This is a genomic window from Mesorhizobium sp. 43Arga, from assembly GCF_053714255.1.
In genome coordinates this window covers 22,951-37,430 of sequence record NZ_JBSKBO010000005.1, presented here as the reverse complement: position 1 = coordinate 37,430, position 14,480 = coordinate 22,951, and the positions used below count along the sequence as shown (strand labels likewise).

Below are 14,480 nucleotides of genomic sequence, written 5' to 3'. Positions count from 1 at the left end.
TGGGACAGGCCATTCGGCCGGCAAGCCAAACCGGTTTGCAAACAGGAGGGACCAATGACAGCAGTTTCGGAACAGGCGCCGGCCAACAGGCTGCGCAAGAACAGTCTTGGCGTCGGCGCCATCACCTTCATGGTGATCTCGGCGGCCGCACCCCTTACGGCGGTCGCCGGCGGCACCCCGCTCGGCATGCTGATGGGCAATGGCGCCGGCTTTGCCGGCACCTACCTGATCGTGACGGTGCTGCTGCTTCTGTTCGCGGTCGGCTATGTCGCCATGTCGCGCCATGTCGGCAACGCCGGCGCCTTCTACGCCTATGCCGCGCGCGGCCTCGGCGGTCTCGCCGGCGGCGCCACCGCGCTGATTGCCATCCTGTCCTACAATGCCATGCAGATCGGCGTCATGGGGCTGCTCGGCGCCGCCAGCTCCGGCCTGTTCGCCGGTTGGGGCATCAACCTGCCCTGGTGGGTGTGGAGCTTTATCGCCATCGCCATCGTCGCCGTGCTCGGCTACCGCCAGGTCGACCTGTCGGCCAAGATCCTGACGGTGCTGGTTCTGTGCGAATACGCCGTGGTGCTGATCCTCGATCTGACGATCCTCAAGACCGGCGGCGACAGCGGCCTGTCGGCCGCGCCTTTCAGCTGGACCCAGATCACATCGGGCGCGCCGGCCATCGCCATCCTGTTCTGCTTCGCCGCCTTCATCGGCTTCGAGGCGACGACGATCTACGCCGAGGAAGCCCGCGACCCCAAAGTCACCATTCCTCGCGCCACCTATTTCTCGGTGCTTTTGATCGGCGTCTTCTACATGGTCACCGCCTGGCTGATGGCGGTCGGCGCCGGCGTCGACAAATTGCTGCCGGCGCTGCAGGGCCTGCAGGACCCGACGACCTTCCTGTTCGGCCTGTCCGACCGCTATGCCGGAACACTGCTGACGCACGCCATGAGCATCCTGTTCGTGTCGAGCCTGTTTGCCGGTGTGCTGGCCTTCCACAATGCGGTTGCCCGCTACATCTATGTCTCGGGCCGCGAGAAGCTGTTGCCGCAGTCGATCGGCGTGACGCATTCGGCGCATCAGAGCCCGCATGTCGCCTCGGTGATCCAGAGCGTGCTGGCGGCTGTCGTCGTCGGCCTGTTCGCCGTGCTCGGCCTCGATCCGGTGCTGGCGCTGTTTTCCTGGCTGACCAATGTCGCGACACTCGGCGTCATCGTCATGATGGCCGTCGCTTCGCTTGCCGTGGTGATGTACTTCCGCGCCAACCCGTCGGCACAGGAGAACGCGGTGAAGACCACCATCCTGCCCGGGCTGACCTTCATCGCCTTCGTCGTCATCATCTATCTGATCGTCATCAATTTCGGCAGCCTGTCGGGCGCCGGCGGCTTCCTCGGCGTGTTCCTGCCGGGGCTGGTGCTGATCGCCGCCGTAGTGGGCCTGTTGCTGGCCGGCGCCTTGCGGGGCCGCGACCCGGTCGCCTTCGAGAGCCTCGGCCTGCCGCTGAAGGATTGAGCGAAATAGCTGGGCGGCGGTCCAAGCCGCCCAGCCCACCTGAAATGAGAACATCATGATCAGTCAAAATGCCATCGACACACTGCGCCACACGGAGATCGGCGCGCGCGGCCTGTTCATCGATGGTGCGCAATCACCGGGAGTAACCGGCGCGACGCTGCCCGTCATTTCGCCGATCGACGGCCGCGTTTTCGCCAGCATCGCCGACGGCAATGCCGCCGATGTCGACCGCGCGGTGACATCGGCGCGCAAGGCGTTCGGCAAGGGTTCATGGTCGCGCGCCGCGCCCGCCTTCCGCAAGAAGGTGCTGAGCAGGCTCGCCGAGCTGATCGAGAAGCATGTCGACGAACTGGCGGTGCTCGGCGTGCGCGACAATGGCACCGAGATCGGCATGGCCTACAAGGCCGAGCCGCTGTCGGCGGCCGGCACCATCCGCTACTACGCCGAGGCGATCGACAAGGTCTATGGCGAGATCGCGCCGACGGCCGAGAACGTGCTGGGCCTCATCCACAAGGAGCCGCTCGGCGTCGTCGGCGTCATCGTGCCGTGGAATTTCCCGCTGATGATCGGCGCCTGGAAGATCGCGCCCGCCCTTGCCGCCGGCAATTGCGTGGTGGTCAAGCCGCCGGAGATCGCCTCGTTGACGCTGCTGCGGCTGGCGGAACTGGCGGCCGAGGCCGGCCTGCCGGCCGGTGTGCTCAACGTCGTTACCGGCCGGGGCGCGGTCACCGGCGAGGCGCTTGGGCTGCATATGGATGTCGACGCCATCACCTTCACCGGGTCGGGGCCGGTCGGCCGCAGGCTGCTCGACTACTCCGCCCGCTCCAATCTGAAGCGCGTCTTCCTCGAACTGGGCGGCAAGTCGCCCAACATCGTCTTTGCCGACGCCCCGGATTTGAAGCAGGCGGCGGTGGTCTCGGCCAACGGCATTTTTCGCAATTCCGGCCAGGTTTGCGTCGCCGGCTCGCGCCTGCTTGTGCAATCGTCCGTCTATGATCGTTTCATGGACGAGTTGCTCTCGGCGACCACGCGGCTGAAGGTCGGCGACCCGCTCGATCTCTCAAGCGATATCGGCGCGGTGTCGAGCGCGGAGCAGTTGAACAAGAATCTCGGCTTCGTCGCCAAGGCTGGGCAAGAAGGCGCAAGGCTGGTCACCGGCGGCGAAAAGATCCTGGCCGAGACCGGCGGCAGCTACATGGCGCCGACGATCTTCGAGAATGTGACGCAGGACATGCAGCTTGCCCGCGAGGAGGTGTTCGGGCCGGTGCTCGGCGTCATGCGCTTCGACACCGAGGAGGAGGCCGTTCGGCTTGCCAATTCGACCGTCTACGGCCTCGCCTCGGCGGTCTGGACCGCCAACCTGTCCACCGCGCACCGCATGGTGCGCGCCATCCATGCCGGCGTCGTCCACGTCAACACCTATGGCGGCGCCGACATCACGGTACCGCTCGGCGGCGTCAAGCAGTCCGGTTTCGGCCGCGACAAGTCGCTGCACGCGCTGGAGAAATATCTGGAGCTCAAGACGGCCTGGATCGCGCTTTGAGGACCCGCTGGGCTCTCTGAGAATCTAACCCTCCCGATGCCCTCGGATCGCAGCGCGACACCGCCGCGGTCGATCCCGTGACGTCTTGTGCTCCCGCCCTTCAAATTTTTGAGAGAATATTCCCGGCTTTGCCGAGAATGGCGAAACACGTTCTTTGATAAAATCGATAGAATTTCTGACGATGTGACCAAGCCTGGGCAATCCGCCTTGCTGCCATGACTTCACAACCGCAGAGATCAATCATGTCCGACGTCCACAACACTTTGCCATCTTCCCTTTGGTCAACCATCAACCGGCGCAGCGGCCTGGCTCTGCTGTTCGCATCGGCCGTCGCGGTCGGCAGCCTGATGGCGCCGCAGGCATCCTTCGCCGAGGACAAGAAGGCGATCAAGGTCGGCATCATCAGCGGCGAGGACGAGGATGTCTGGCGCGTCGTGGTTGCCCAGGCCGCCGAAAAAGGCCTGACCATCGAGACCGTGGTGTTCAACGACTACACCCAGCCCAACGAGGCGCTGGAGCGCGGCGAGATCGATGCCAACGCCTTCCAGCACCAGCCCTATCTCGACAACCAGATCAAGACTCAAGGCTATCACATCGTGCGCGTCGGCTACACCGGCGTATGGCCGATCGGCCTCTACTCCAAGAAGTACAAGGCGGTCGCCGACTTGCCCGAAGGCGCGGTCATCGGCGTGCCGAACGACCCGTCCAATGAAGGCCGGGCGCTGCGCGTGCTGCAGAACGAAGGCGTGATCAAGCTGAAGGACGGCACCGGCATTCTGGCCACCACGGCCGACATCGCCGAAAACCCCAAGAAGGTCGAGATCAAGGAACTCGACGCCGGTATTGTCGGCCGCTCGGTCGAGGATCTCGACGCCGCCGTGGTCAACACCGACTGGGCACTGAAAAGCGGCCTGACGCCGGAAAACCGCATCGCGCAGGAGCCCATCGCTGACAATCCCTACCGCAACTTCATCGCTGTGAAGGTCGGCAGCGAGAACGAAGCCTGGGTGAAGACGCTGGTGGCGTCCTACCAAAACGAGGCGGTGAAGGCCGAGTTCGACAAGGTCTACAAGGGCACCGGCCTCAGCGCCTATTGAGAATATACGGGCACGAATGTGTCTGCTCTGACGGGAAAGGCGGTCCGCGCAATGCGCGGACCGCAATCGTATTTCGGGATCCGCGCATGAACCAGCATTTCACCGTAACCGCCGAGGCTGCCGACAAGGCCGGATCGCAAGACGTGGTGCGCCTTGTCGACCTGAAGCGCCGCTTTGGCGCCACGCCGGCGATCGACGGCATCTCGCTGACGGTGCGCAAGGGCGAGATCCTCGGCATTATCGGCCGCAGCGGCGCCGGCAAATCGACGCTGATCCGCTGCCTGAACGGGCTGGAGCGGCCCGATTCCGGCGCGGTGTTCATCGAGGGCCGGGAGATCAGCCGGCTCGGCGAGCGCGACCTGCAGCCGCTGCGGCGGCGCATAGGCATGATCTTCCAGCACTTCAACCTGCTGTCGGCCAAGACGGTCCAGGACAATGTCGCGCTGCCGCTGAAGATCGAGGGCAGGCCCAAAGCCGAGCGGCTGGCGCGGGCGGCGGAACTGCTTGAGCTCGTCGGCCTGTCGGAGAAAGCCCGGGCCTATCCGGCATCGCTGTCCGGCGGCCAGAAGCAGCGCGTCGGCATCGCCCGGGCGCTTGCCGCGCGACCGGCGCTGCTGTTGTCGGACGAAGCGACATCGGCGCTCGATCCAGAGACGACGCGCTCGATCCTGGCGCTGCTGAAAGACATCAACCGGCAGCTTGGCCTGACCATCCTTTTGATCACGCACGAGATGGAGGTGATCCGCTCGATCGCCGACCGTGTGGCGGTGATCGATGCCGGGCGTATCGTCGAGCAAGGACCGGTCTGGTCGGTGTTCGCCGACCCGCAATCGGACATCACCAAAAGCCTGCTCGGCGCCATCCGGCCGCAACTGCCGGCCGAACTGGCGGCACGGCTGCTGCCGGCTTCCGGCGCGGAGACGATCCTGCGCGTGGACGTGGCCGGCGAAGCGGCAAGCGGCCCGCTGCTGTCCGATCTTGCTACTTCTGTTCCGGGCGCCTTCCGCCTCGTCCATGGCGGCATCGATCACATCCAGCAGCAGCCGGTCGGCACGCTGTTTCTCTCTGTTCCCGGCAGCGATGCAAGCCATCTCGCCGAAATCACCACATTCCTGAAGGCCCGTCAGGCGCGGGTGGAGGTGCTTGGCCATGTCGCCAATCCTGTTTGAGCTTCTGCTGCGATCGATCTGGGAAACGGTGCTGATGACGGCTGCCTCCGGCCTGATCTCGCTGGTCTTCGGCCTGCCGCTTGGTCTCGCCCTGATCGCCACCGAACGCGGCGGTATCGCCGAAAGCCCGTGGGTCAACCGCGTGCTCGGCGCCGTCATCAACGGCTTCCGGTCGGTGCCCTTCATCATCCTTCTGGTGGCGCTGATCCCGCTGACGCGGCTGATCGTCGGCACCTCGATCGGCACCTGGGCGGCCATTGTGCCGCTGTCGATCGCCGCCACGCCCTACTATGCGCGCATTGCCGAAGTCTCGCTGCGCGAGGTCGACCACGGCCTGATCGAGGCGGCGCGCGCCATGGGTGGCAACCGCTGGACGATCATCCGCGAGGTGCTGGTGCCGGAAGCGCTGCCTGGCATCGTCGCCGGCTTCACGGTGACCCTGGTGACGCTGATCGGCGCCTCGGCGATGGCCGGCGCCATCGGCGCCGGTGGCCTCGGCGACCTCGCCATCCGCTATGGCTACCAGCGCTTCGAGACGTCGGTGATGGTGGCGGTGGTCATCGTGCTGATCATTCTGGTGTGTGGGATCCAGTGGGCCGGCGACCGGCTGGTGGCGCGGCTGGACCGGCGAGGGTGAGCTGGTAGGCTCGCGAGGAATGAGGCGAGGCTCCTCGACTTCGTCATCCACACGCGAAGCAGCCGCGAAGCGGCGTCGCGGAAACCCGAGGATGACGGAGCAAAGGGCGTTCCGGCTAACTACCGAAGCATGCGGCCCGCCGAGGCAAGCCGCGCTAGCCTCGCAGCCTCACCCCCTCAGGATCGAAGAACGGCATCGGCGCCACGACCGCGCGGGTCGGTTTGCCGTCGATGTCGATGCTGAGTTCGGTGCCGATGGCCGTGAAGGGCAGCCGCAGATGCGCAGTGGCCAGCACCTTGCCGAGGGAATAGCCGTGGTCGCTGTAGGTGAGGATGCCGGCATCCTCGCCATCGGCCAAAACCCTGGCGTCCGTCGCCGCAGCTTTGTCGCCGTCGAGGATCAGTCCCGTCCAACGCTCGTCGAGGCCCTTGTCGCGGATTTTGAGCAGCGCTTCGCGGCCGATGAAATCGCCCTTGTCGAACTTGATCCAACGATCGAGGCCGACATGGAACGGCGTGCGGGTCTCGTCCATGTCGATGCCATGCGCAGGATAGGCCTTTTCCAAGCCGAGCGTGAACATCGCCAGCACGCCATAGGGTTTCAGGCCGAAGTCCTTGCCGGCCCGCATCAGCGCATCCCAGACGGAGGCGGCTTCGTCGGCGGGCACGAAGAGTTCGAAGCCGAGTTCGCCGGTGACGCCGGTCCGCGAGATCAGGACGCGCGTGCCGTTGATATGGCCCGATGTGAACGCCCAGCGCTTCAGACCGTCGAGGTCGGCATCACCGATCATCGCCTTCAACAATTCGCGCGAGCGCGGGCCCTGGATGGTCGGGAAGGCAATGGCGGCGGTGATGTCGGTGACATAGGCCTTGCGGCCCTCAGCATGATGCTGCAGCCAGGGCAGCATCTTCAGCCGGTTGACCGAGCCGGTGACCAGCATGAAATGCTCCGGCCCCAGCCGGAACACGGTGAGGTCGTCCATGATGCCGCCATCCTCGCGGCAGACCGTGGAATAGCGGACCTGGCCCGGTTTCATCGCCGCCGCGTCGTTGACGATGACATGGTTGACCAGCGCCTCGGCCTCCGGCCCCTTGATGTCCATCTTGCCCATGGTGCTGAGGTCCTGCACGCCGACATTTGCGCGCGTGTTCAGGTGTTCGTCGGCGATGCCGGAATAATATTTGGCTGAGATGAAATCGCCGCCGACCCGACCCATGGTCGCGCCCAATCCGACGATGCTGCTGTAGAAGGGGGAACGCCGCTCAGCCAAGAAGGTCTCCATCATGTATCTGCGGTCCAGAGACCGTTTCGAGATTCGCTCTGGCGAGTCATATGATGGTGGTTTCGAGAACCGGAGCGCAGCGACGTTCAGGTCCGTGAGCTCAGTTCTACTGCACGCAGTAGAACGGGGAAGCGCAGAAAACACCTTCAGATGGCCGCCAGAGTGGAATTTCCAAACGGTCTCAGCTGCCGTAGACGTCGAACGAGAAGTATTTATCGTTGATTTCCTTGTATTTGCCGTTGGCGCGCAAGGCATCGATCGCCGCATTGAACTTGTCGGCGAGTTCCTTGTTGCCCTTCTGCAAGGCGATGCCGACGCCGGGTCCGTGAATGGCCGGATCGGCCGTCAGCGTGCCGAGCAGCTTGCAGCAGGCGCCGTCTGATTTCTTCAGCCATTCGGACAGGATGATCGAGCCGTCCATCATGGCATCCAGGCGGCCATTGGCCATGTCGGTGCGGGCGTCATCGCCGGTCGGATAGGCCTTGATGGTCGAGCCCGAATATTTCTGCTCGGCGAACTTCTGGTGGATGGTGGCAGTCTGCACGCCGAGCACCTTGCCTTTCAAATCGTCGGGCGAGGTGCCCGCGATGGTCGAATCCTTCGGCACCGCGATGGCCGGCGGTGTCTGGTAATATTTGTGGGTGAACTCGACCTTCTGCGCCCGCTCCTGCGTGATGGTGATGTTGATGATGGCATCGAACTTGCCGGCCTGCAGCGCCGGGATGGAGCCGTCGAAATCCTGAACGGTGAACTCGCATTCGGCCTTCATCTCGGCGCACAGCGCCTTGCCGAGATCGATGTCGAAGCCACCCAGCGTGCCGTCGGCATTGGCGTAGTTGAAAGGCGGATAGGCGCCTTCGGTCCCGATCCTGAGCTTGTCCTGGGCGCTGGCAGCGCCGCTGGCAAAGGCGACGGAAACGGCAAGCACGAAACGACCGAAAAGACGCATGTTCCAGATCTCCGTTGACCGGAGAAGTCTACGAGCTTTCATGCGCGCGGCGGAGACGGAAGCGACATGCGCTGCGGCGATCACGGCGCGGTGAGCGATCTACGCCATGGCGAGTGGGGGTATTTAGCCGGCGCTCTGCCCGTCGGTCGCCTTGCCGTCAACGGTGAGACCGTCCGCTGACAGGACCACGCCGAATTTTTGGCTGGCTTCCTCTTGTGTGTAGTACCCAAGCGCCACATCGCGAAGCACGAGATCGGCGTCGCGCTCGCGCGGATCGCCATAGCCGCCACCGCCCGGCGTACCGACGCGCACGCGGTCGCCGGCCTTGAGCGGGATGTCCTGTTCCTTGGACAGATGCGGCGGCACATGTTCGACCCCGCCACGGAAGACGGTCACGCAGTTGGGCTCGCCATCCTTGCCGCCGAGCGCGCCTTGCGGGCCGAAACGGCCGTGATCCATGACGAAGGAGGCCCGCGCATCGCCGCGCAGGATCTCGACCTCATAGGCGAGGCCGAAACCGCCGCGATGCTTGCCGGCGCCGCCCGAGCCTTCGCGCAGCGCATAGTGGCGATAGAGCACCGGAAAGGCCTGCTCCATGATCTCGACCGGCGGCGATTTGGAAATGCCGATGGTCGAGCAGCCATTGGTCAGGCCGTCATGGCCCGAATTACCGCCATAACCGCCACCGGAGATCTGGTACATGACGTAGTCGCGGCCGCGCGCCGGGTCGTTGCCGCCGAGCGCGAAATTGCCGCTGGAGCCGGCGGGCGCCGCCGTCACCTTGTCAGGCAATGCCTGCACCATCGCCGCGAACACCGCCTCGGCGATGCGCTGCGAGACCTCCGCCGCGCAGCCCGACACGGGGCGCGGATATTTGGCATCAAGGAAGGTGCCTTCCGGCCGCTTGACGATCAACGGTTCGAAGGCGCCGGCGCTGATCGGCACGTCCGGAAAAATGTGCCGCATGGCGAGATACACCGAGGACAAGGTCGTCGCCAGCACGCTGTTCATCGGCCCGGCGCAAGGCCTGGACGAGCCGGCGAAATCGAAGGTGAGCGTGTCGCCTTGTTTCTTCACCGCAAGCGCGATGGTCAGCGGCTCGTTGACCACGCCGTCGGAATCGACAAAGGCCTTGGAACGATAAGTGCCGTCGGGAATGGCCGCGATGTTGGCGCGCATCTGCTCGGCGGCGCGGCGGCGCAGTTCGGCGATCGCTTCGACAACAGTTTCGTCACCGTAACGATCCAGGATTCCATTGAGCCGATCCTGGCCGATCAGCAGCGCGGCGGCCTGCGCCCTGATGTCGCCGATGCGCTGGTCGGCGACACGGATGTTGGAGCAGATGATGGCGTAGATCTCCGGGTCGAGCACGCCTTTCTTGAACAGTTTTACCGGCGGCAGCCGCAGGCCTTCCTGCTCGACGGCGCTGGCGGAAGCCGAGAAGCCTCCGGGCACCGAGCCGCCAATGTCGGGCCAGTGGCCCGTGTTGGACAGCCAGCAGAAGATCTTGCCGTCCCGGTAGACCGGCATGGCGAAGCGCACATCCATCAGATGCGTGCCGCCGAGATAGGGGTCGTTGACGATGTAGATGTCGCCGGGCTCAGGGGCGAGGCAACGGCCGTCGGCGATCATCTCGATCACTGTTTTCGTCGAATATTGCATGACGCCGACGAACACCGGCAGGCCCTGGCTTCCCTGTGCGATCAGCGAGCCGTCGACGGCCGAATAGATGCCGTCGGAACGGTCGTTGGCTTCCGCAATGACCGGCGAGAAGGCAGCGCGGGAGAATGTCAGGTCCATCTCGTCGCAGACCTGCTGCAAGGCCGCCTGGAGGACCGAAAGCGTGATGGCGTCGAGCTTTGCCATATCAATGTCAGGCATCTCAGGCCTCGCCAATGTCGATGATGATGTTGCCGTCGGCGTCCGACCTTGCGCGGTCGCCCGGTTCGAGCACGGTGGTCGCATCCATCTGTTCGAGGATCGCCGGCCCTTCGATGACGGCATCGAGCGGCAGCTTTTCGCGCGCATACACCGGCGTGTCGTGCCACCGGCCGGCATACCAGACCGGCCGGATCTCGCGCCGCGCCTCGTCCAGCGTTTTCGCGCGTCCGGCCGGGTCGATAAGGCGCGACAGGTCGATCGCCGGGCGCACGCCGGTGACGGAAGTGTTGAGGTTGACCAGGTTGGCGCGGATTTCCGGCAGCTCGACCTTGAAGCGGGCGAAATAGGCTTTCTCGAACAGCGCCTGCAGGTCCTGCCGGGTCACCGACGAGGACGGCAGCGGCACGTTGATGATGTGGGTCTGGCCGACGAACTGCATGTCGGCGGAGTGGGTGACGCGGATCGTCTCCGGCTTCACCGCTTCCTTGCCGATCAGCGCCTCGCCTTCGTTTCGGTGCCGTTCCAATACTTGGTGAAGCTGGATTTCGTCAAGCACGGCAACCGGCTGGTTGATGGTGTTGACGAAGTCATGGCGCAGATCGGCGACGACGCAGCCGAGCGCGTTGGTGATGCCGGGGCGGGCCGGCACCAACACACGGGGCAGGCCGAGCTCGCGCGCCAGCGCGGTCGCATGCAGCGGGCCGGCTCCGCCGAAGGCGAACAGCGCGAAATCGCGCGGGTCGTGGCCGCGCGACACCGAGACCATGCGGATGGCGCCGGCCATCTTCATGTTGCCGAGCCGCAGCACAGCGCCCGCCGCTTCGACTCCCGACAGTCCGGTCGCCTTGCCGATCCTGTCTTCGAAAATGCCGGTCACGCGCTCTGATGTGACCGGGTTTTCGACCGCCAGCAGTTTCTTCGGCGCCAGCCGGCCGAGCACCAGATTGGCGTCGGTGATGGTCGGCTCGAGGCCGCCGCGGCCATAGCAGATCGGGCCGGGATTGGCGCCGGCGCTTTCGGGACCGATCTGGATGAGGCCGGCCGCATCGACGCGGGCGATCGACCCACCGCCGGCGCCGACAGTATGCACCGCCACCATCGGCACATGGATGGGCATGGCGTATTCGATCTCGATCTCGTTGGAGACCGCCGGCTCGGCGTTGCGGATCAGCGCCACGTCGGTCGAGGTGCCGCCCATGTCGTAGGTGACCAGGTTTTCGAAGCCGGCGCGCTTGCCCGTATAGGCGGCGGCGATGACGCCCGAGGCCGGGCCGGACATCACGGTCTTGGCCGATTCACGTGTGACGAAGCGGGCCGAGATCATGCCGCCATTGCCGTTCATGATCAGGAAGTCGCGGGCATAACCTTTGGCGGCCAATTCCTTGCGCAGCCGCTCGACATAGCGTTCGAGAATCGGCTGCACCGAAGCGTTGACGGAAGCCGTCACCCCACGCTCGAATTCGCGCGCTTCCGACAGCAGCGCATGGCCCGTGGTGATGTGGCCGTTCGGCCAGAGTTCCGCGGCGATCTCGGCGGCGCGCCGCTCATGCGCCGGATTGGCATAGGAATGCAGGAAATGGATGACGAGGGATTCGCAGCCCGCCGCGATCAGCGCCTTCACCGCCTCGCGCATCCCGGCCTCGTCGAGCGGTGCGCGCACAGAACCGGAAGCCTCGACGCGCTCCGACACTTCGAGCCTGAGATTGCGCGGGATGACGGGAACGAAAGTGCCGGTCATGCCATAGGGTTGCGGCCGCGTGCGCCTGCCAAGCTCGATCACGTCGCGAAAGCCGCGCGTGGTGATCATGCCGGTCCTGGCCAACCGGCGTTCGAGCACGGCATTGGTGGTGGTGGTCGTGCCATGCACGATGAGGTCGATGCCGTCGATGGCAAATCCGGTGGCGCCAAGTGCCGAAACCACCCCGAAGGCCTGGTTGTCGACCGTCGTCGGGGTCTTGGCGATATGCACCTTGCCGCCGTGCTTGCCGTCGATCAAAAGCAGGTCGGTGAAGGTCCCGCCGACATCGATGCCGGCCACGACGCTGCCCAGGGAATCCGGCGGCTGCACCGAAAAATTCTCTTTCATTGTCGAAACCCGAAATGCTGGGACTACGTATATGGCACAGTTTGGAAAGGTGTTTCGCGGCGGTATCTTGACGCAAATATCGTTTGTATACTAATAAATTCCGGACACAAGAGCTTACCGCTTTGGAGTGTGCGAGCAGCACGCCGGGACCTGAACGGTCCGGGCGCGCAGGAAAAGGTTTGGCGCCCGCGTCCCAGGTTGGGCCAGAAAGTTGGATTTGATGAACACCACATCCGCCTTCAACACCGCCGGCGCCCGCCCGCTGCAGTTTCCTATTCCGGCCAATGTCTATGCCGAAACCGTCGTTTCGGTGAAGCACTACACCGACCGGCTGTTCTCGTTCCGCGTCACCCGTCCGCAGTCGCTGCGCTTCCGCTCCGGCGAATTCGTCATGATCGGCCTGCCCAATGCCGAGAAGCCGGTGTTCCGCGCTTATTCGGTGGCGAGCCCGGCCTGGGACGAGGAGCTGGAATTCTTCTCGATCAAGGTGCCGGACGGCCCGCTGACCTCGGAACTGCAGAAGATCCAGGTCGGCGACACCGTCATCATGCGCCAGAAGTCGACCGGCACGCTGGTGGTCGACGCGCTGACCCCGGCCAAGCGGCTGTTCATGATCTCGACCGGCACCGGCATCGCGCCCTTCGCCAGCCTGCTGCGCGACCCCGACACCTATGAGAAATTCGACCAGCTGATCCTGACCCATACCTGCCGCGACAACGCCGAGCTGACCTACGGGCAGGAATTGGTGGCGGCGCTTGAAAGTGACCCGCTGATCGGCGAACTGACCACTGGGCGCGTCACGCTCTACAATTCGACGACCCGCGAAGGATCGGCCCGCATGGGCCGCATCACCGCGCTGATCGGCTCGGGCAAATTCTACGCCGATCTCGGCATCGAGAAGCTCAATCCTGAAACGGACCGCATCATGATCTGCGGGTCGATGCATATGCTCAAGGACGTCAAGGAACTCGCAGAAAGCCTCGGCTTCCAGGAAGGCTCGCTCAGCCATCCCGCGACTTTCGTCGTCGAGCGCGCCTTCGTCGGCTGAGCCGGACGCCGAACCTCAAACCCTGCATTTTGACCATGCGGTCAAAAACTAGCTGCTTTTGCGGCCTTTTTCAGCTATCCCTCGCTTGAGGACTCGTGAAGCGTGACTTCACGGGCTATCTTTGTGCGTGCCGGGAAAACGACGCGCACCAAGACATAAGCGCAAAGTCGCTGAATGAAAGGGCAGGAGATGAGCAGCACAATCCGCGAAGCCGATCTTGGCACCAAGGTGACGCCCCTGCCGGCGCGTGCCGCCGCCAACACCCCCGCAGCGCTGGACCATCGCATCGCGCGCAATCCCGGCATGAAACTTGACCTCGGCTTCATGGAGTCGGTGCGCAGCGTCAACCGCTCGGCGCTGGAACGGCGCGTCGCCAGCCTGACCAAGCGGCGCTCGATCAAGGCCGACAACCAGGCGGCATGGCTGCTGCGCGCCGTCGCCTGCATGGATTTGACGACGCTGAATTCCAACGACACCGAGGAGCGCGTGCGCCGGCTCTGCGCCAAGGCGATCAACCCGTTCCGCCGTGACATCGTCGAAGGCCTCGGCATTGCGGGCGAAACCATCCGGCCTGCTGCCGTCTGCGTCTATCATCCCTTCGTCGCCGCGGCGGTCGATGCCGTGCGCGGCACCGGTATCCATGTCGCCGCCGTCTCCACCGCCTTTCCGCATGGCCTGGCACCCCTATCGACCCGGCTGCAGGAAATCGAGGCCTCGGTGCGCGACGGCGCCGACGAGATCGATGTCGTCATTCCGCGCGGGCTGGTATTCGGCGCCAAATGGCGGGAGCTCTACAACGAGATCGTCTCGATGCGCGCCGCCTGCGGTGACGCGCATCTGAAGGTCATTCTCGGCACCGGCGACCTCGCCACTTTGCGCAACGTCATGCTGGCCTCGATGGTGGCAATGATGGCGGGCGCCGATTTCATCAAGACCTCGACTGGCAAAGAAAGCGTCAATGCGACGTTGCCTGTTGGCCTCGCCATGGTGCGCGCCATCAGGGCCTATTTCGAGGAAACCGGGTATCTCATCGGCTTCAAGCCGGCCGGCGGCATATCCACGGCGAAAGCCTCGCTCGACTGGCTGGTGCTGATGAAGGAAGAGCTCGGCCGGCCATGGCTGGAGCCGGAGCTGTTCCGCTTCGGCGCCTCGAGCCTTTTGACCGACATCGAACGGCAGCTCGAGCATCATCTGACCGGTCACTATTCGGCCAATCACCGCCACGCAATGGCTTGAGCACCCACCCCGATCGGCCCGGCCGATCGACCCTTCCCGCGAGGGGAAA

11 protein-coding genes are annotated in these 14,480 nt (G+C 64.5%); 7 read left to right on the top strand and 4 right to left on the bottom strand.

Translation table 11 applies throughout. The features are described 5' to 3' along the window. Positions 1 to 54: 54 nt before the first annotated feature. From ACWGS8_RS18320 to ACWGS8_RS18300, 5 genes are all read left to right on the top strand, one after another. Entirely contained in the window at positions 55 to 1,503 is a 1,449-nt protein-coding gene (locus tag ACWGS8_RS18320; RefSeq protein ID WP_454582244.1) for an APC family permease, read from the top strand. Between the two features lie 55 nt (positions 1,504 to 1,558). Then, complete coding sequence (locus ACWGS8_RS18315; RefSeq protein WP_454582243.1) at positions 1,559 to 3,046, top strand: aldehyde dehydrogenase; 1,488 nt, start codon at positions 1,559 to 1,561, stop codon at positions 3,044 to 3,046. 242 nt (positions 3,047 to 3,288) lie between these two features. After that, positions 3,289 to 4,143, top strand: a complete 855-nt coding sequence (locus tag ACWGS8_RS18310) for a MetQ/NlpA family lipoprotein (RefSeq protein ID WP_454582242.1) — start codon at positions 3,289 to 3,291, stop codon at positions 4,141 to 4,143. 86 nt (positions 4,144 to 4,229) lie between these two features. Continuing rightward, positions 4,230 to 5,312, top strand: coding sequence for a methionine ABC transporter ATP-binding protein (locus tag ACWGS8_RS18305; protein WP_454582241.1), 1,083 nt, complete (start codon positions 4,230 to 4,232; stop codon positions 5,310 to 5,312). Beyond that, entirely contained in the window at positions 5,293 to 5,949 is a 657-nt protein-coding gene (locus ACWGS8_RS18300) for a methionine ABC transporter permease (RefSeq protein ID WP_454582240.1), read from the top strand. Before ACWGS8_RS18305 ends, ACWGS8_RS18300 begins: the two co-directional genes overlap by 20 nt. Positions 5,950 to 6,103: 154 nt before the next feature. Here the strand turns inward: ACWGS8_RS18300 and ACWGS8_RS18295 are convergent, their stop codons facing one another. The 4 genes from ACWGS8_RS18295 to ACWGS8_RS18280 all read right to left on the bottom strand — a co-directional run bounded on the left by ACWGS8_RS18295 (position 6,104) and on the right by ACWGS8_RS18280 (position 12,147). Beyond that, entirely contained in the window at positions 6,104 to 7,234 is a 1,131-nt protein-coding gene (locus ACWGS8_RS18295) for an aminomethyltransferase family protein (RefSeq protein WP_454582239.1), read from the bottom strand. A 178-nt stretch (positions 7,235 to 7,412) separates the two neighbouring features. Beyond that, positions 7,413 to 8,180 carry an ABC transporter substrate-binding protein gene (locus ACWGS8_RS18290; protein WP_454582238.1) on the bottom strand — a complete coding sequence of 256 codons (768 nt, stop codon included), beginning with the start codon at positions 8,178 to 8,180 and terminating at the stop codon, positions 7,413 to 7,415. A gap of 123 nt (positions 8,181 to 8,303) precedes the next feature. Next, positions 8,304 to 10,046 carry a hydantoinase B/oxoprolinase family protein gene (locus ACWGS8_RS18285; protein ID WP_454582644.1) on the bottom strand — a complete coding sequence of 581 codons (1,743 nt, stop codon included), beginning with the start codon at positions 10,044 to 10,046 and terminating at the stop codon, positions 8,304 to 8,306. 16 nt (positions 10,047 to 10,062) lie between these two features. Then, positions 10,063 to 12,147 carry a hydantoinase/oxoprolinase family protein gene (locus ACWGS8_RS18280; protein ID WP_454582237.1) on the bottom strand — a complete coding sequence of 695 codons (2,085 nt, stop codon included), beginning with the start codon at positions 12,145 to 12,147 and terminating at the stop codon, positions 10,063 to 10,065. Positions 12,148 to 12,367: 220 nt separating this feature from the next. On the opposite strand from ACWGS8_RS18280, the gene ACWGS8_RS18275 reads away from it, so the two are divergent. Both ACWGS8_RS18275 and deoC read left to right on the top strand, forming a co-directional pair. Beyond that, positions 12,368 to 13,195, top strand: a complete 828-nt coding sequence (locus ACWGS8_RS18275) for a ferredoxin--NADP reductase (RefSeq protein ID WP_454582236.1) — start codon at positions 12,368 to 12,370, stop codon at positions 13,193 to 13,195. A 189-nt stretch (positions 13,196 to 13,384) separates the two neighbouring features. Beyond that, positions 13,385 to 14,431 carry a deoxyribose-phosphate aldolase gene (deoC, locus tag ACWGS8_RS18270; RefSeq protein WP_454582235.1) on the top strand — a complete coding sequence of 349 codons (1,047 nt, stop codon included), beginning with the start codon at positions 13,385 to 13,387 and terminating at the stop codon, positions 14,429 to 14,431. Positions 14,432 to 14,480: the final 49 nt, after the last annotated feature.